Below are 17,513 nucleotides of genomic sequence, written 5' to 3'. Positions count from 1 at the left end.
ATCGACGACGCCCCCGACTCCGACACCGCCGCGCTCCGCGAGGAGGCCGTGACCGCGGCATCCGCCGCCGACGTCGCTGTGGTGTTCCTGGGAGTGCCCGCGCACGAGGAGTCCGAGGGCTTCGACCGCGAGCACATCGACCTGCCCGCCGCCCAGCTCGAACTGCTCGACGCGGTTCTCGAGGCGAACCCGAACGCCGTCGTCGTGCTGTCGAACGGCGGCGTCGTCGCGCTGCCCTTCGCCGACCGGGTGCCCGCGATCGTCGAGGCCTGGCTGCTCGGCCAGGCCGGAGGCGGCGGCACCGCCGACGTGCTGTTCGGCGTCGTCAACCCGTCGGGCCGACTGGCCGAGACGATTCCGCTGCGCCTCGAGGACACTCCCGCGTTCGGCAGCTTCCCCGGCGAGCACGGCCACTCCGTGTACGGCGAGGGACTGCTCGTCGGGTACCGCTGGTACGACGCCCGCCGCATGGAGGTCGCGTACCCGTTCGGTCACGGCCTGTCGTACACGACGTTCTCGTACGGCGAGGCGACCGCATCCGTCGCCGACTCGGGCGACGTCATCGTCACGGTGCCGGTCACGAACACCGGAGCGGTCGCCGGCCGCGAGGTCGTGCAGGCGTACACGAGCCTGCCCGGGTCGACGGTGCAGCGCGCGCCCCGCGAGCTCAAGGCCTTCGCCTCGGTGCTGATCGAGGCCGGCGAGACCGCGCAGGTCGAACTGCACCTGCGCCGCGCCGAGCTCGCCTACTGGGACACCCGCATCGACGGCTGGGTCGTCGAGGGCGGCGAGTACGCGATCGAGGTCGGTTCGTCGAGCCGCGACCTGCGGGCGCAGACCACCGTCTCCGTCTCGGGCGATGACGTCGTGCTGCCCGTGACCCTCGGTTCGTCGTTCGAGGAGCTTCTCGCCGACCCGGTGGTCGGCGCGGAGTTCAGCACGGTCATCGCCGAGAAGTTCGGCGCCGAGGGCGACGAGATGCTCAAGATGCTCGGGAACTTCCCGGTGGGGCGCCTCGACGGCTTCCCGCTGCCGCGGGCGGAGCTCGTCGCCCTGGTCGAGCGCGCACAGCGCGGCTGATTCGGGTTCCCCGAGGGCACGGCTTCGGAGCGGATGCCGGGACACGCCGGGTCCGGGTCGACCGACCCGGCGTGTCGGCAGTGAACTCCGAAGCCGTGCTCGAGCCCGAGGCCCGGGTCCGGTCGCCCCGGCGACACCGAGGAGCCGCGACGTCCGCGAAGTAGGCTGAGGGCATCATGGACGAGTTCATCCGGGGCTTCTGGATCTTCGCGGGCAACTACTGGTGGCTCGTGTTCCCCATCATGGGCATGGCCGGTGGCGCCGCCAAGGCCTGGGAGCGCAGCTCGAAGCGGCGTCATGAACGACGCATCGAGACTCTGAGGCTCAAGGCCGAGATCAAGACCGCCCAGCTCGAGGCGCGCGGCAAGACCCTGCACGCCGGCCCCGTGATCGTCGACACGGCCGCGGCCGTCGCCCCGAACACCCTGCTCGAGCGACTGTTCGCCGAGCACGACGAGATCACCGCGCGCTGGCTCGACTACGAGCTCGACGTCGCCAAGCTGATCGCGTACCCGGCGATGAGCGACGGACGTCAGCCGCTGGTCGCCGCCTTCCTGCGTGCGAAGAAGACGGCGGATGCTCTGCGCCCGGCGTCCGCCGATGCGAGCGTCACCGAACGCCAGGTGTCGGAGTATCTCGACGCGGTGGGCGCCTACGCCGTGGCTTTCGAGATCGCCGAGAAGGATGCCCGACGCCTGCGCGACTCGACCTTCACCGAACCCGAGCGCAAGCGTCTCGACCGTGCCCAGCAGCTGCTCAAGGTCGCGGTCGACGAGTCGGCCACGCAGGCCGAGCGCAACGTCGCCTACCGCCGGGTGCGCGATGAGCTCGAAGGATTGATCCTGCTGAGCGACGAGGCGGTCGAGGTGCTCGAGAAGCAGGTCGCCCGTGAGCTGACGAGCTCGGCACCAGGCGGCTCGGCGACCGGTGGCTCTGCAGCAAGCGGCTCGCAGTCGACACGATCCCCGGCGGCGCCCGAGACACCGACGGACACACCGAACACCGACCCCGAACGGATGCCGATCATCGACCCGCACTCCCCGCAGCGCTCGACTCCTCCGCGCACCTTCCCTGGCGCGGACGCATGACCTCGAAGACGATCGTCCTCACCGGAGCATCCGACGGCATCGGTGCGGCCTCGGCGCGCCAGCTCGCGGCATCCGGCCACCGGCTGATCGTGGTGGGTCGATCGCCCGAGAAGACCCGCGCGGTCGCCGCAGACACCGGGGCCGAGTGGTTCACCGCCGACTTCGCGCGGCTCGACGATGTGCGCGAGCTCGCCGCGAGTATCGCGGATGCGGTGGGCGACACCGGCATCCACGTGCTCGCGAACAACGCCGGAGGAATCTTCGGCGACCAGACCCCGACGGTCGACGGCTTCGAGAAGACGCTCCAGGTCAACCACCTGGCACCGTTCCTGCTGACGAACCTGCTGCTGCCGCAGCTGCGCACCGGCCACGCCGCCATCATCAACACCTCGAGCGTCGCGCATCGGCTGTTCGCGAAGCTCGACGTCGACGACCTCGACAACCGCAGGAACTTCAGCGCCAACAGGGCATACGGCGATGCGAAGCTCGCGAACGTGCTGTTCACGAAGAGCCTGCACGCGAAGTTCCACGGCGAGGGGCTGACCTCGGTCGCCTTCCACCCCGGCACCGTGCAGACGAACTTCGCCTCGGACTCGAGCACCGTCATGCGCCTGGTCTACCGCACTCCGCTCAGGCACCTTCTGCTCATCAGCAGCGAGAAGGGCGGCAGGAACCTGACCTGGTTCGTCGAGGGAACACCCGATGAGACCTGGATCTCCGGCGAGTACTACGACGAGCGCGTGCTGACACGACGCGTCAACCCGCGCATCGAGGACGCCGCGCTGGCGGAAGCCCTCTGGCAGAGGAGCGCCGAGCTCGTCGGCATCCCGGCCGCCTGACCGCATCCCCTCTGTTCGAATCGCGCACTTCGCAGATCTGAAGCCCGGGAAACTGCCAGGTGAGCGATTCGAAGGGAGGGGTGAGCAGGAGTATGCTGGCACACCGGGTCAACTGACCCCTTCAGAGCGCGAGAGGCGGTGATGGCGATGTCCGGTGATAGTTGCGACGCCGCCTTCGTTGCGTCGCGTCTGACGGCATCCGTGCGTTGAGCTCCCGCTCCGCACCTGCACGTCCTGCTCCGCAGCCGTCGGCGGCGTCTTCCGCCCCCTGACGAATTCTGCGCACTCCCTCTCTGACGAGGCAGTGCGCCTGCGAGAACGGAGCCAGCCATGGCCCTCATCGACAACGGCGTGTACGTCCACGGACGTCGCGTGGAGACCCCGAAGAACCTCGACGAGACCTACCGGTCGCTCGATTCCCACGGCGGCATCGCCTGGATCGGCCTCTACCGGCCGAGCCCTCAGGAGGTCGCCTCGGTCGCACGCGAGTTCGACCTGCATCCGCTCGCCGTCGAGGACGCGCTCTCGGGCCACCAGCGGTCGAAGGTCGAGCGCTACGGCGACACGCTCTTCGCCGTGCTGCGCCCCGCCCGCTACCGCGACGAGCAGGAATCGATCGAGTTCGGCGAGCTGCACCTGTTCGTCGGCCCCGACTTCGTCGTGACCATCAGGCACGCCGAGTCGCCCGACCTCGCGGCCGTCCGCCGCCGCATGGAGGCGCACCCCGAGCTGCTCGCGATGGGACCCGAGGCCGTGTTCTACGCGATCCTCGACGAGGTCGTCGACGGCTACGAGCCGATCGTCACGGGCCTGCTCAACGACATCGACGAGATCGAGGATCAGCTCTTCGGTGACAGCGACGACGACGCACTCTCACGGCGCATCTACGAGCTCTCGCGCGAGGTCATCAACTTCCAGCGCGCAGTGCACCCGCTGGCCGGGATGCTGGAATGGCTGCGCCGCGGGTCCGAGAAGTACCGCATCGACGAGGAGCTGCAGCGGTCGCTGCGCGACGTGCTCGACCACGTCATCCGCGTCAACGAGCGGGTCGACTCGTTCCGCGCGATCCTCGAGAACGCGCTCACCGTGCATTCCGCCCTCGTCGCACGTCGGCAGACCGAGGCGGGACTCGCGCAGAACGACGAGATCAAGCGGATCTCGTCGTGGGCGGCGATCATCTTCGCGCCGACGCTCGTGGGCACCGTCTACGGCATGAACTTCGAGGGGATGCCCGAGCTCAGCTGGTCGTTCGGATACCCGCTCGCGATCGGTGCGATGGCAGCCTTCGCCATCGGGCTCTACGGAGTGTTCAAGTACAAGAAGTGGCTCTGAGCAGGCGATCGCGGTGAGCACTCAGCGCGCGAGCGCGCCGCACACTCATACGCGTGCGGTGCGCTCCGCCTCCTTGGCGGCGACGATCTTGCGCAGACCCGAGCTCGAGAAGCGGTGGTCGCGCGCGTTGAAGTACAGCTCGATGCCGCGCTCTTCGCAGTACTCCCTGCCTGTGAAGTCGCGGTCCGCGTACTCGTCGCCGACGATGCGCACGTCGATCTTGAACGAGCGCAGGATGTCTTCCAGGTCCTGCTCGGTCGAGTACGGCACGATCTCGTCGACGTACTCGCAGCCCCGCAGCTGGATGTAACGCTCGACCACGGTCTGGGTCGGAGCGTTCTTCTCGGGGCGGTCGAGCGTGGGATCCATCTGGAGTCCGCAGATGAGGTAGTCGCACTGCCGCTTGGCCTCGGCCAGCATCATGATGTGCCCCGCGTGCAGCAGGTCGAACGTCGAGAATGTGATCCCGACGCGCGGTCCCGGGTTGTAATCCTGGTGCTTGGTGACGTGCTCGAGCGACATCCGCTCCCCCTTGTGAATCGTTCGGTGTCCCAGAGAATCCTATAGAGATCTGCGCGCCCGCCCGTCGGCGCGGCCCCCGGAGCCACTGGGCATCCGAGCCCGGAGCCGCCGGGCATGATGCCCGCGCCGCTAGGCTCGACACCGTGTCGAACGCCGAAGTGACCGCATCCGCTGCCTCTGACCTCCGCCGCCTCGCCGATTCCCTGGTGAGCACCGACCCGCTGAACTGGGTGATCACCGGCGACTCGATCACGCACGGACTCGTGCACACGCACGGCGGCCGCAGCTACTCCGAGCACGTGCACGAGCTGATCCGCGGAGAGCTCGGACGCACTCGGGACGCCGTGATCAACTCGGCGATCAGCGGTCACCGTCTGCCCGACATCCTCGGCGACTTCGACAGGCGCGTGGCATCGTGGCGCCCCGACGTCGTCACCCTGATGATCGGCACCAACGACATGTCGATCCAGCCGGGCAGCCCCTTCGTCGAACCGGCCGAGTTCGCGGCATCGCTGCGCGAGTTCGTCGCACGCGTGCGCACCCTGGGGGCGATCCCGGTGCTGCAGACGCCGCCGTCGATCGACGCCGTCAACGCCCCCGAGCGCGCGCGGCTCGCGGAGTTCGCGGATGCCGTGCGCGAGGTCGCCGCGACGGACGACGTGATCCTCGTCGACCAGCACGCGCGCTTCACCGAGTTCGGTGGCGGCGGCGTGCCGTGGGGCATGATGAACGATCCCTTCCACCCGAACGCCGCCGGCCACGCCGCGTTGGCTCTCGAACTCGCGACCGCTCTGGGTCTTCGACCGCCCGTCTCGCGGGCGATCCCGCTGCTCGAGGCCCAGGTGCGCGCCGCGCGTCTCGTCTGACGCCTCTCTCGCTCGGGGTCTCCGAGCCGACGCGTTCACCACTCAGCATGAACGGTCCTGACCGCGCCCGATTCCGGCCATATCGCCGCCGAGGCGCACTCTTCTGCTGAGTCGTGGACGGCGAGCCCGCCGCTCCATCCGAGAAATTCAGTATTCGGTGTTGCTAAGTACCGGTACTCGGTGTTACTTTGTACCGGTACCCAGCAACACTGAGTACTGGAACGACGGAAGGCGGCTCTCATGGGCAAGCAGATGACCGAGATGCTCAAGGGCACCCTGGAGGGCATCGTGCTCGCTCTCCTCGCCGAGCAGCCGGCCTACGGATACGAGATCACCGCCCGCATCCGCGATCACGGATTCACCGAGATCGCCGAGGGCACGATCTACGCCCTGCTGGTGCGCATCGAGCAGAAGAAGCTCGTCGACGTCGAGAAGGTCCCGAGCGAGAAGGGGCCGCCCCGCAAGGTGTACTCCCTGAACCCGGCGGGCACGCAGGAGCTCGAGGAGTTCTGGAAGACCTGGAGCTTCCTCGCCCAGCACATCGAACGGCTCCGCACGAACGACGCCGACACCCCGAACAACACCGACACCACGAACAAGGAGAACTGACCATGGCCGCGAAGTGGATCGAAGCGCTCACCGGACCACTCGAGCAGAAGAAGCAGTACCGCGATGCGAAGAAGCGCATCGACGCCCTGCCCGAGCCCTACCGCACGGTCGCCAACGCCCAGCACCGCTACACGATGTACTACGGGGGCATCACCGACGGCGACATCCTCGTGCAGATCTTCCTCGACCTCGCCGATCTGTGGGAGCGCGCCTCCCTCGACGGCACCCCGATCGGCGACATCGTCGGCGACGACCCCGTTTCGTTCGCCGAGACGTACGCCGAGGCCTACGGAGGAACCCACTGGATCGACAAGGAACGCGCCCGCCTGATCGGCGCGGTCGACGACGCGAAGAAGAAGGAGTCACGATCATGAACGCCCCAGCCATCGCCGTGCGCGGCATCGAGAAGTCCTACAAGGACCTCACTGTGCTGCGCGGCGTCGACTTCGAGGTCGAGAAGGGATCGATCTTCGCCCTGCTCGGCTCGAACGGCGCAGGCAAGACCACGATCGTCCGCATCCTCTCCACCCTGCTGACCTCGGATGCCGGCACCGCCACCGTGCAGGGCGTCGACGTCGCCGCCGACCCGCTCGCCGTGCGACAGCGGATCAGCCTCACCGGGCAGTTCGCCGCCGTCGACGAGATCCTCACCGGACGCGAGAACCTCATCCTCGTCGCCAAGCTGCGGCACCTGCCGGATGCCGCGACCGTCGCCGACGACCTGCTCACCCGCTTCCGGCTGACGGATGCCGGTGGCCGCAAGGTCGGCACGTACTCCGGCGGCATGCGCCGTCGCCTCGACATCGCGATGAGCCTGGTCGGGCACCCCGAGGTCATCTACCTCGACGAGCCGACCACCGGCCTCGACCCCGAGGCTCGCATCGAGGTCTGGGACGTCGTCAAGGAACTCGCGAACACCGGCACCACCGTGCTGCTGACCACGCAGTACCTCGATGAGGCCGAGCAGCTGGCCGACCGCATCGCGATCCTCCACGAGGGCCGGATCATCGCGAACGGCACCCTCGCAGAACTCAAGCGCCTGCTGCCCGCCGCGAAGGTCGAGTACGTCGAGAAGCAGCCCACCCTGGAGGAGATCTTCCTCACCCTCGTCGGCACCCCGTCGACGCGAGAACCCGGAAGGGAAGCCGCAGCATGAGCACGCACGTCGTCGCCGACACCGCGACACTCACCGGCCGCTCGATGCGGCACATCTTCCGCAGCACCGACACCATCATCACCACGGCGGTCACCCCGATCGCGCTGATGCTGCTGTTCGTGTTCGTCTTCGGAGGGGCGCTCAAGCAGAGCATCGGCTCCGAGAACTACGTCAACTACCTGCTCCCGGGCATCCTGCTGATCGCGGTGGCGTCCGGCATCGCCTACACGGCGTACCGCCTGTTCAACGACCTGCAGAGCGGCATCTTCGAGCGCTTCCACTCGATGCCGATCGCCCGATCGAGCGTGCTGTGGGCGCACGTGCTCACCTCGCTCGTCGCGAACGGCATCACGCTGGCGATCATCTTCGCCGTCGGGTTCCTGCTCGGGTTCCGCACCGGCGCCGGCCCCCTCGCGTGGCTCGCCGTCATCGGCATCCTGCTGCTGTTCACCCTGGCGCTCACCTGGCTGGCGATCATCGCGGGACTCAGCGCCAAGACGCTCGACGGAGCGACGGCGTTCTCGTATCCGCTGATCTTCCTGCCGTTCATCAGCTCGGCCTTCGTGCCGACCGACACCATGCCGGGTCCGGTGCAGTGGTTCGCCGAGAACCAGCCGGTCACGTCGATCGTGAACACGATCCAGGCGCTGTTCGCCGAGAAGCCGGTCGGCACCGACATCTGGGTCGCCCTCGCGTGGTGCGTCGGCATCCTGATCGTCGCCTACGTCTTCGCGATCATCGCCTACCGCAAGAAGGTCAGTTGACCGTCTGCAGCGAACGCCGTACTGAGCGAGCGGAGCGAGTCGAAGTGACGGAACGCTCCGAAGGAGATCTCGCGCTCCGAAGGACCCGATCACCGCATCCGTCCTTCGATGCCCGAGATCTCCTTCGCTGCAGACGAACGCCGCACAGAAGCGCGCTAGCGCAGCCCGAGGGGTCCCAGCACCACAGCCTGCCGCGTGCGCACCCACACCGCACCGTCCTCCCGACGTTCGGAGCGAGTGGCGAAGCGATAGCGGTACGACACGGCGCGCACCCAGCGCGGCCGCTCGCCGTCGAACGGATCGACCCGGAGCAGCGCCAGAGTGGGAGCATCCGCTTCGAGCAGCCGCAGCAGGAACACCGTGAACCAGTCGTCGAGCGAGCGCCCGAGCGGCAGGAACCACATGAGCCAGTCGAGGCGCAGGTGGTACGGCGCGAACTGCCGCGGGATGCGACGCACGTCGCCCGGCTTTCCCTTGAACTCGTACTCCTGCCAGAGAAGACCGTCGTCGTCGACCGATCCCTCGACGATGATCTCGATCCGCTCCTTCGTGACCGTGCCGAATGCCCCATAGGCGTTGCCGATCTGCCACCGGTTGAAGCTGGCGTTCATGAGCTGACGGCGGGCGAACAGGTTGCGCAGGGCCGGCCAGCTCAGTGACACCACGAGCAGCGCCACGGCCGCGGTGATCACGAACCAGTACAGCGGGATGCCGGGCCACGGCGCATCCGCGCCGACCGCGTCGCCGAATCCCGGCAGGCCGACGGCCGAGAACGCGATGACGATCGTCACCCCGTTCAGCCAGGCGAAGTTTCCCGTCGCGACGAGCCACAGCTGCGTCGCGATCATGATCCCCGCAGCCACGGCGCCGACGATCTGGGGCACCGGCCCGGGCACCCAGATCGACGCGATCGGCGCGAACACGAAGAACGGCACCACCAGCTGCGCGACGTGATTGCCGATGACCTCGCCCCGATGGAACCACCGCGGCAGCAGATGCGCCTGACGGCTGAGCGGTCCCGGCATCGGCTGCGTCTCGTGGTGGTACGTCAACGCGGTGAGGTCGCGCCACTCGCGGCCGCCGCGGATCTTGATCATCCCGGCGCCGAACTCGACCCGGAACAGCAGCCACCAGAACAGCACGATCACGACGGTCGGCGGCGGCTGATCGTTCGATCCGAGGAACGCGGCGAGGAACCCCGCCTCGAGCAGCAGCATCTCCCAGCCGAACGAATAGAACGTCTGCCCGATGCTGACGATCGACATGTACCCGAGCCACAGTGCGAGGAAGCACAGCATCGGCACCCACGGCGGGCCCCACTGCGGGATGCCGATCACCAGGATCGCCGAGAGGGCGATTCCCACCCCGCACAGCAGCGCGAGTCGCCGGTCGGAGTATCGGATGCGCAGGAAGAGCGTCGGATGCAGCATCCGCCGCCGTTCCCGCTTCTCGCCGATCCAGTCGAGCAGCATCGGCGCCGGCAGCAGTCCGCGCTCACCGAGCAGCGGACGGAACTGGTTCAGGCTCGACAGGAACGCCACGAGGTACAGCGCCGCGATTCCCCGCTGCAGGACCTCGCGGGCGAACCCGAAGTCGACCGCCGCGAACCCGTCCACGCCCACAGGCTACGCCCCGGGTGCCGTTCGGCCGAGGGGGTTGCGCCGCCGCCGGCGTCGCCACCCGTAGGCGGTCGTCGAGCGAGCCCTGCGACGCCGAGCGAGACGAAACGCGGCACCGATGCACGATCGGTACCGCGTTTCGTCTCAGTCGACTCCGTCGTCTTCGCTCAACGACCGACGGCTCAGGTCAGCTGACGACCCAGTCGAACTCGCTGCCGTGCTCCTCGAGCCACGCGTCGATGGCATCCGCTTCGTTGCCCTCGCCGTACTCGTTCACGACCATGTCCTCGAGCGAGCCGTACTGCTCGTCGTCGAGCTTGATCTGCTCGATCAGCTCAGCGGCCTCGGGGAACTCCTCGGCGAAGCCCTTCGTGCCGAGGAAGTGCAGGGCCTCGGACTCGCCCATCGCGCCCTTGGGGTCTTCGAGGTCCTTCACGGGGAAGGCGTCGTTGGCCCAGAACGGACGCCACAGCGTGACGACGATGTCCTCCTGCTTGTCGGTCGCGGACTTCAGCTCGGTGAGCATCGCCGCGGTCGACGAGGTGACGAGTTCGTACTCGCTGTCGAGGCCGTACTCGGGCATCATCTTCTGCGTCTGCGCGGTGAGGCCGGCACCCGGCTCGATGCCGTAGATCTTGCCGTCGAGCTCAGCGCCCTTGCCCGCGAGGTCCTCGATCGAGTTCAGGTCGGAGTACTCCGGAACCGCGAGGGTGAGCTTCGCGTTGTCGTAGTACGCACCGAGGTCCTCGATGTCGTCGCCATAGGTGTCCATGTACTCGGCGTGGGTCAGCTCGGGCCAGGCAGACGGGTACATGTCGACGTCGCCCTGGGCGAGGCCGGTGTACAGCGGCCCTGCCTCGGTCAGCGTCTTCATCTCGACGGTGTAGCCGATCTTCTCGAGTTGGTCCTGCAGCAGGTACGCGGTGCTGAGTCCGTCGGTCCACGAGGGCAGGAAGCCCAGTGTGATCGTGCCCTTGTCGCCCGATCCGGCGTCTCCGCCCCCGGTGCCTCCACCGGTGCCGCCCATGCCGTCGCCGCTGCATCCGGCGAGGGTCAGGGTCGCTGCGGCTCCGATGGCCGCGATCGTGAGGAACTTCTTCTTCATGTGTGTCTCTCTCGTTCCGTATATATGAGTGCTGTGTTGCTGTGTACTGCGGTGTTGCGTGTTCTCTTGTGGGAGGGATGAGTCAGTGCACGCCGCCGCCGACGGGAGCGCGGCGCGGGGAGGCCTTCTCACGCTCGGCCTCGTCTGCGGCATCCTTCGCGTCGGCGGCATCGGCCGACACGGGGGCGGATGCGGATGCCGACGCCTCGGCCGACGCGGATGCCGCGTCGAGGCGGTGCGCCGTGCGACGACGAGCGAGCATGCCGAGCAGCGACGAACGGTTGCTGCCGAGGTCGCCCAGGGCCGCGGTGACGCGGTCGAGGAAGACGGCGATGAGCACGACGCCCAGTCCGGCCTCGACGCCCTTGGCGATGTTGATGGTCGAGATCGCCTCGACGACGATCTTCCCGAGGCCGTCCGCGCCCGCCATTCCGGCGATGACCGCCATCGACAGCGCGAGCATGATGACCTGGTTCACGCCGGCGAGGATCGTCGGCATGGCCAGCGGGAGCTGGATGCCGCGCAGGATCTGACCCGGCTTGGCACCGAACGCCTGACCGGCCTCGACCGTCTCGGAGTCGACTCCGCGGATGCCGAGCTCGGTGAGACGCACACCGGGAGGCAGCGCGAAGATCACGGTCGCGACGAGTCCGGGGACAACGCCGATGCTGAAGAACACGATGGCCGGGATCAGGTAGACGAAGGCCGGCATGGTCTGCATGAAGTCGAGCACGGGCTTGAGAATCGCTCGCACGGTGGCGTTGCGCGCCGACCAGATGCCGAGCGGCACCGCGATCAGCACGGCGATCACCGCGGCGACGAGCACGAGGGCGAGGGTCTGCATGGCCGGGACCCACAGGCCCATGGCCACGATCAGCCCGAACGAGACGACCGTTCCGATCGCGAGCTGCCACGAGCGCACGAGCCAGGCGATGAGCGCGGCGATCACGATGATGACGATGAAGTGCGGGCTGAGCAGCGCGCGAGTGAGGCCGTCGACGAGGAAGCTGACGACGAACGAGATGACGTCGAGCAGCCCGTCGAGGTTCGTCTTGATCCAGTCGACGCCCGTGGCGACCCAGCTGCCGAGGGGAATGCGGAAACCGTCCATCAGCGCACCTCCTCCGTCGTTCCGGCGACCGGCTGCGGGTCGGCCGTCCATCCGTCATCGAGTACTGCATCGATCTCGGCCTGCGGCATCGGCAGAAGCGGCAGGGTGAGCTCGCCGGTCGCGCCGGGCCCGGGGCCGAGAGCCGCGAGCAGGGTGATGCGCGGGATGACACCGGTCAGGCGACCCGAGGCATCCACGACTGCGAGCGGCAGCGGCGACTCGACCGAGGGGATGAAGAGGTTCATGAGCACCTCGTCCTCGCTCACGCTCTGCGGCACGGGCTTGATGATCGACTCGAGGGTCGACACGCCCTTGCGCACGAGCTTGACGGCATCCCGGTCGGTGACGATGCCCAGCAGCTTGCGGTCGCGGCCGGTGACATAGGTGGCCGACATGAACGCGTCGCGCATCTGGCGCAGCGCCGTGCGCGGCCCCGCGGTCTCGGCGACGACCGGGCGCGGACGCTCCATGACGTTCGCGGCGGTGAGCACGCGGGCGCGATCGACGTCCTGCACGAACTGCTCGACGTAGTCGTTCGCGGGGTCCGTGAGGATGTCCTCCGGCGTGCCGATCTGCACGATGCGGCCGTCGCGCATCACGGCGATCCGGTCACCGAGGAACATGGCCTCATTGAGGTCGTGGGTGATGAAGACGATCGTCTTCTGCAGCTTCTCCTGGAGTTCAAGCAGCTGCTCCTGCATCTCGCGACGGATCAGCGGGTCGAGCGCGCTGAACGCCTCGTCCATGAGCAGGATGTCGGAGTCGGCGGCGAGCGCACGGGCGATGCCCACACGCTGCTGCATGCCGCCCGAGAGCTCGGACGGGAGCTTGTCGGCCTGCCCCTCGAGGCCCACCAGGGCGAGGATCTCCTCGGCCTTCTTCAGGCGCTCGTCCTTGCCGACGCCCTTCAGCTCGAGCGGGTAGGCGACGTTCGCGGCGACCGTGCGGTGCGGCAGCAACGCGAAATGCTGGAACACCATCGAGATGCGGTCGCGACGGATCTCACGCAGCCGACCGGCGGGGATGCCTGTGATCGAGTCGCCGTTCACGACGACGGATCCGTCGGATGCCTCGTGCAGGCCGTTGAGCATGCGGATGATGGTGGACTTGCCGGAACCCGACAACCCCATGATCACGAAGATCTCGCCCTTGTTGACGGTGAAACTCGCGTCGATGACGGCGGCGGTTCCTGCGTCGCTGACTGCGGATCTGCTCTCACCGGCCTTCAGTCGACGGACGGCGGCGCTCGGACTCTTGCCGAACACCTTGTACAGATTGCGCGCTTCTAGAGCGATTTCGGACACGTTTCCCCTGCGGCTCGCCTCGGCGGCTGAGCCTGCTTCGGTTACGCCCGGGTGATGTTCTCAGGGCCGTTTCGAGTGCATGCTGTGGCGGCGCGGACGGCGGATTTCGGATCCACCGCGATAGAGCATCGACCGTACGCCCACGCCTCTTCGCAGCACAGCTCATCGAAAGAAGGACGTGGCCGCGGACTGGTCTACGGACCGTCAGGCCCGCATTCCAACGTAACGAAATGGCCGGTCAGGGGCAAATCCGCCATTCCGATCGGCGTTCAGTTTCTGCGGCTGACCGGGGGATTGCGCGGGTTTCGGACACGGGCTGGCAGCCGGGCGTGGCGCTCTTTCCGCGGCCGCTCTGCACCCCTCCGTGAGGCGGATCGTCAGCGACGGATGCTGCGCGTGACCGTGAACTTCGGGGTGCGCTCGACCTGCTCTGTGGTCCCGATGAGGCGCGTCAGCTCGGCCCGGTATCCGAGTGACGAGTTGAAGACCGTGAACAGCTCGCCGCCGGGCCGGAGGATGCGGGCGGCGGCCTCGAACAGCCGTGTCGCCGCGCCCGTGTGCACGCTGCTGCCGAGGTGGAAAGGAGGGTTGAGCAGCACGACGTCGGCGCTGGCGTCGGCGATCTCGGACCCGGCGTCGTCGTGCATCACGGTGACGCGGTCGGAGACGCCGTTCGCGGCCATCGTGGCGCGGGCGGAGGCGACCGCTGCGGCCGAGCGATCGGTGGCGATGACACGGAAGTCCGGGTGTGCGAGGGCGTACGACACGGCGAGCGCGCCGGTTCCGCAGCCCAGGTCGACGGCGATGCGCCCCGGGCTCGGCTCGCCGCCGTCGAGGTCGAGCACCCCGAGCATCACCCGCGTGCCGATGTCGAGCTTCGCCCCCGCGAACGCGCCGCCGTGCGCGACCAGGATCAGTCCGTCGTGCTGCGCTGTCACCGGAAAAGGCGGCGTGACCGGGACCTCTCTCGGCTCGGTCGCCACGACCAGCCGGGACTTGCGCTCGGCGCGCTGAGCCTGAACCTGCGCGAAGCTGCGGCCGAGGACGTCGTTCTGCGCGATGGTCATGTGCTTCACCCGGCCACCGGCGACGAGCACCACGTCGGGTGCGGCCCAGCGGGCCACGGCGTCGGCGATCTCCTCGAGTTCGGCGAGCGCCTTGGGCAGCTGCAGCAGCACGAGTCGGGCACCGTCGAGCAGCGATGCGTCGAGCTCGTGCGTCGAGAACCCGGACAGTCCGAGCTCATCGGCATTGCGGGCCAGCGCACGGCGTCCCGTCGCGAGGTCCTGGTGCACGCGGACGCCGTCGAGCCCGGCATCCGTCAGCGCGAGCGTGATCGCCCCGTATTCGTCGCCGATCACCGTGATCTCGTGCCCCTCGACCCCGAGCGCGAGCGCATGCTCGACGAGCAGCAGGTCGGTCGCGTCATGGGCCTGCAGGTTGCCTGCCTCGACATCGGGCCAGCGGCGCAGTCTGGCGAAGGGGAAGTCCACGTCTCCAGCCTAGGAGCGTGACCCCTTGACGCCGACTGAACACCTGTTTAGTCTGCTGTACATGCGTTCAGCTTCTGACGATCTCACCGCTCGGGCCCGGATCCGCGACACGGCCATCGCCGCCTTCTCCCGCGACGGGTTCGACGGCACGAGCCTGCGCGGCATCGCGAAGGAGGCAGGCGTCAGCCCGGCCCTGATCGTGCACCACTTCGGTGACAAGAACACGCTGCGCGCCGAATGCGACGACCACGTGGTCGGTGTGTTCATCGACGAGGAGCACGACCTGATCCAGGCCCCGACCCGCGACCGCATCCGTACGGCGCTGCACGACCTCGAGCGGTACGGCCCCTACGTCGACTACCTCTCGCGCATGCTCGTCGACGGCTCCCCCGCAGCCGACCGGCTGTTCGACAGCTTCCTCGCGAGCACCCGCGACGTGCTCGACGAGCAGCGTGCGGCCGGGATGCTCGAGCCCATGAGCGACCCCGAGATGACCACGCTGCTCGTGACCCTGATCGGACTCGGCCCGGTCGTGATGCGCAGTCAGATCGCCCGCGCGCTGGGCACCGATCAGCTGAGCCCCGCCGGCCTGATCCGCACCACTCTGCCCACGCTCGAGCTGCTCACCCACGGCATCTACTCGACCACCGCGCTGCTCGACGGCGCCCGTGACGCACTCGCCCCAGAGGCGCCGGCACCGGAAGGAGACGCATCATGACCGACACCATCGAGATCGACCGTCTGCACAAGCGCTACGGCAGCCGCGTCGCGCTGCACGAGCTCGACCTGCACGTGCGACCCGGCACCGTCTTCGGGCTCATCGGCCCGAACGGCGCGGGCAAGACCACCACGCTGCGCACGCTCGTCGACATCATCCGACCGTCATCGGGCACCGTGCGCATCCTCGGCGAGGATCCCCGTCACGGCGGCGCCGCCCTGCGTCGGCGCATCGGCTACGTGCCGGGCGAGCTGCACCTCGAAGGCCGGGCGAGCGGGCACCGGATGCTGTCGTTCTACGCCCAGGTCTCGGGCAGTCGCGACTCGAGCGTCACCCTGCGCAACGCGCGCGACCTCGCCGACCGCCTCGGCGTCGACCTGTCCCGTCCCGTGCGCACACTGTCGAAGGGCAACAAGCAGAAGGTCGGGCTGATCCAGGCATTCATGCACCGACCCGAACTGCTGATCCTCGACGAGCCCACCAGCGGCCTCGACCCGCTCGTGCAGCGCGAGTTCCTGCAGATGGTGCGCGAGGCGAAGGATGCAGGGCAGACCGTGCTGCTCAGTTCGCACGTGCTCAGCGAGATCCAGCAGACCGCCGATGAGGTCGCGGTGCTCGCGAACGGCCGGGTGGTCGCCGAAGGCGACGTCGCGTCGCTGCGTCTGGGCTCGATCCGCCGCGTGCGCGCCGAGATCGCGACGACGGATGCCGCGGCGGCCCGCGCCGAGTTCGACCGGGTCCCGGGACTCACGGGCCTCGACGTGCACGACGCCGACGGCATCCTGCGCCTGTCCGGCACGATCGACGGCGCGATCGATCCGTTCATCAAGGCCCTCGCCCCGTTCGAGGTGCGCGACCTGACGGTCGAGGAGCCCGACCTCGAGGAGTCCGTGTTGCGGCTCTACGGCCCCACCTCCCGATCCACCGCGCCGTTGCCTCCGCTGACGGACGCCACCGAGAGACGGCATCGGCGCCAGAGGGGGACGCCGACGCGAAGGATGCGGGCCTGCGCACCGGTGACGCCGCACCATCGACCCGGCGAGCGCGACGCGGCGCGACAGCCCCCACGACCGACATGACCACCTCGACCGACGAGGGGGAGCAGCGATGAACGGCATCCTGCCGGTGTTCCGGCGCAACGTTCGAGACTCGTGGCGGAGCCTGCTCGGGTGGACGATCGGGCTCGCCGCCGTGTTGTTCCTGTACCTGCCGCTGTATCCGAGCATCGGCGGCAACGGGCAGATGCAGGACATCATCTCGGCCCTGCCGAAGCAGCTCGTCGAGACGATCGGATACGACCAGATCTCGAGCGGAGCGGGGTACACCCAGAGCACGTTCTACGGGCTGATGGGCTTCCTGCTGCTGACGATCGCCGCGGTGATCTGGGGTTCTGCGGCGATTGCCGGCGCCGAGGAGAGCGGCCGCGCCGAGCTCGACCTCGCCCACGGCATCGGACGTGCTCAGTACGCCCTCGAATCCGCGCTGGCCGTGCTCGTGCGGCTGCTCTGGCTCGGAGCATTCTCGGGGTTCGTCGTCTGGGCGCTGAACGGTTCCGCCGATCTCGGCCTCGAGGGCTGGCGCATCGTCGGAGCGAGCGCGGCGCTCACCGGGCTCGCCTTCCTCACGGCATCCGGCGCCCTCCTCGCCGGCGCCGCGACCGGCCGCCGCATCTGGGCGACGGGTGTGGGCGCGGGAATCGCCGTCGTCGGCTACATCCTGCAGGCGCTCGCCAAGCAGTCGAAGGACCTCGACTGGCTGAACGCGTTCTCCCCCTATGCCTGGGTCTACCGGCAGTCGCCCCTCGCCGAGGGCGTCGACCCCGGCGGCCTCGCCCTGACGTGGGGGCTGGGCGTCGCGTTCGTCGTCGGATCGGCCATCGCGTTGCGCGCCCGGGATCTGCGCGGCTG

Annotated in this window: 18 protein-coding genes; 12 read left to right on the top strand and 6 right to left on the bottom strand. The window is 68.4% G+C overall.

Features of this window, described 5'->3' with window-relative positions; translation table 11 throughout:
- The 4 genes from RTM68_RS10495 to RTM68_RS10480 all read left to right on the top strand — a co-directional run.
- On the top strand, positions 1-1,080 hold a 1,080-nt coding region (locus tag RTM68_RS10495), incomplete at its 5' end, for a glycoside hydrolase family 3 C-terminal domain-containing protein (protein ID WP_312170617.1).
- Positions 1,081-1,256: 176 nt separating this feature from the next.
- Complete coding sequence (locus RTM68_RS10490) at positions 1,257-2,168, top strand: hypothetical protein (protein WP_312170616.1); 912 nt, start codon at positions 1,257-1,259, stop codon at positions 2,166-2,168.
- On the top strand, positions 2,165-3,007 hold the full coding sequence (locus RTM68_RS10485) for an SDR family NAD(P)-dependent oxidoreductase (protein ID WP_312170614.1): 843 nt from the start codon (positions 2,165-2,167) through the stop codon (positions 3,005-3,007). Before RTM68_RS10490 ends, RTM68_RS10485 begins: the two co-directional genes overlap by 4 nt.
- A 330-nt stretch (positions 3,008-3,337) precedes the next feature.
- Entirely contained in the window at positions 3,338-4,339 is a 1,002-nt protein-coding gene (locus RTM68_RS10480) for a magnesium and cobalt transport protein CorA (protein ID WP_194762958.1), read from the top strand.
- Between the two features lie 45 nt (positions 4,340-4,384).
- On the opposite strand, the gene RTM68_RS10475 is transcribed toward RTM68_RS10480, so the two are convergent.
- On the bottom strand, positions 4,385-4,861 hold the full coding sequence (locus RTM68_RS10475; protein ID WP_312170613.1) for an adenylyltransferase/cytidyltransferase family protein: 477 nt from the start codon (positions 4,859-4,861) through the stop codon (positions 4,385-4,387).
- A 143-nt stretch (positions 4,862-5,004) separates the two neighbouring features.
- Here RTM68_RS10475 and RTM68_RS10470 point away from each other — a divergent pair, with 143 nt between their 5' ends.
- The 5 genes from RTM68_RS10470 to RTM68_RS10450 all read left to right on the top strand — a co-directional run bounded on the left by RTM68_RS10470 (position 5,005) and on the right by RTM68_RS10450 (position 8,256).
- Positions 5,005-5,727, top strand: a complete 723-nt coding sequence (locus RTM68_RS10470) for an SGNH/GDSL hydrolase family protein (protein ID WP_312170612.1) — start codon at positions 5,005-5,007, stop codon at positions 5,725-5,727.
- A gap of 240 nt (positions 5,728-5,967) precedes the next feature.
- Positions 5,968-6,336 (top strand): PadR family transcriptional regulator, encoded by a 369-nt coding sequence (locus tag RTM68_RS10465; RefSeq protein ID WP_312170611.1) that lies wholly within the window; start codon positions 5,968-5,970, stop codon positions 6,334-6,336.
- A gap of 2 nt (positions 6,337-6,338) precedes the next feature.
- Positions 6,339-6,710, top strand: a complete 372-nt coding sequence (locus RTM68_RS10460) for a DUF1048 domain-containing protein (RefSeq protein ID WP_312170610.1) — start codon at positions 6,339-6,341, stop codon at positions 6,708-6,710.
- Positions 6,707-7,492 carry an ATP-binding cassette domain-containing protein gene (locus RTM68_RS10455; RefSeq protein ID WP_312170608.1) on the top strand — a complete coding sequence of 262 codons (786 nt, stop codon included), beginning with the start codon at positions 6,707-6,709 and terminating at the stop codon, positions 7,490-7,492. Before RTM68_RS10460 ends, RTM68_RS10455 begins: the two co-directional genes overlap by 4 nt.
- A complete protein-coding gene (locus RTM68_RS10450) occupies positions 7,489-8,256 on the top strand; it encodes an ABC transporter permease (RefSeq protein ID WP_312170606.1) in 768 nt (255 codons plus the stop codon). The genes RTM68_RS10455 and RTM68_RS10450 overlap by 4 nt, the downstream gene beginning before the upstream one ends.
- A gap of 155 nt (positions 8,257-8,411) precedes the next feature.
- Here RTM68_RS10450 and RTM68_RS10445 read toward each other — a convergent pair whose 3' ends face one another.
- From RTM68_RS10445 to RTM68_RS10425, 5 genes are all read right to left on the bottom strand, one after another.
- Positions 8,412-9,872 carry a lipase maturation factor family protein gene (locus tag RTM68_RS10445; RefSeq protein WP_312170604.1) on the bottom strand — a complete coding sequence of 487 codons (1,461 nt, stop codon included), beginning with the start codon at positions 9,870-9,872 and terminating at the stop codon, positions 8,412-8,414.
- A 190-nt stretch (positions 9,873-10,062) separates the two neighbouring features.
- Positions 10,063-10,980: a glycine betaine ABC transporter substrate-binding protein gene (locus tag RTM68_RS10440; RefSeq protein ID WP_312170602.1), complete on the bottom strand. Its 918-nt coding sequence runs from the start codon at positions 10,978-10,980 to the stop codon at positions 10,063-10,065.
- Between the two features lie 82 nt (positions 10,981-11,062).
- On the bottom strand, positions 11,063-12,091 hold the full coding sequence (locus RTM68_RS10435) for a proline/glycine betaine ABC transporter permease (RefSeq protein WP_312170601.1): 1,029 nt from the start codon (positions 12,089-12,091) through the stop codon (positions 11,063-11,065).
- Entirely contained in the window at positions 12,091-13,395 is a 1,305-nt protein-coding gene (locus RTM68_RS10430) for a glycine betaine/L-proline ABC transporter ATP-binding protein (RefSeq protein ID WP_312170600.1), read from the bottom strand. The genes RTM68_RS10435 and RTM68_RS10430 overlap by 1 nt, the downstream gene beginning before the upstream one ends.
- A 377-nt stretch (positions 13,396-13,772) precedes the next feature.
- Positions 13,773-14,888 carry a methyltransferase gene (locus tag RTM68_RS10425; RefSeq protein ID WP_312170599.1) on the bottom strand — a complete coding sequence of 372 codons (1,116 nt, stop codon included), beginning with the start codon at positions 14,886-14,888 and terminating at the stop codon, positions 13,773-13,775.
- 61 nt (positions 14,889-14,949) lie between these two features.
- Between RTM68_RS10425 and RTM68_RS10420 the strand changes: the two genes are divergently transcribed.
- The 3 genes from RTM68_RS10420 to RTM68_RS10410 all read left to right on the top strand — a co-directional run.
- Complete coding sequence (locus tag RTM68_RS10420; RefSeq protein ID WP_312170598.1) at positions 14,950-15,606, top strand: TetR family transcriptional regulator; 657 nt, start codon at positions 14,950-14,952, stop codon at positions 15,604-15,606.
- On the top strand, positions 15,603-16,685 hold the full coding sequence (locus RTM68_RS10415) for an ABC transporter ATP-binding protein (RefSeq protein WP_312170597.1): 1,083 nt from the start codon (positions 15,603-15,605) through the stop codon (positions 16,683-16,685). The genes RTM68_RS10420 and RTM68_RS10415 overlap by 4 nt, the downstream gene beginning before the upstream one ends.
- Before the next feature lie 28 nt (positions 16,686-16,713).
- A partial coding sequence (locus RTM68_RS10410; RefSeq protein ID WP_312170595.1) for an ABC transporter permease subunit occupies positions 16,714-17,513 on the top strand: 800 nt, incomplete at its 3' end.

This window comes from Microbacterium sp., assembly GCF_031988965.1.
Classification (GTDB): Bacteria; Actinomycetota; Actinomycetes; order Actinomycetales; family Microbacteriaceae; genus Microbacterium.
The sequence above is the reverse complement of the archived record's forward strand: the minus strand, read 5'-3'. Positions and strand labels throughout refer to the sequence as shown.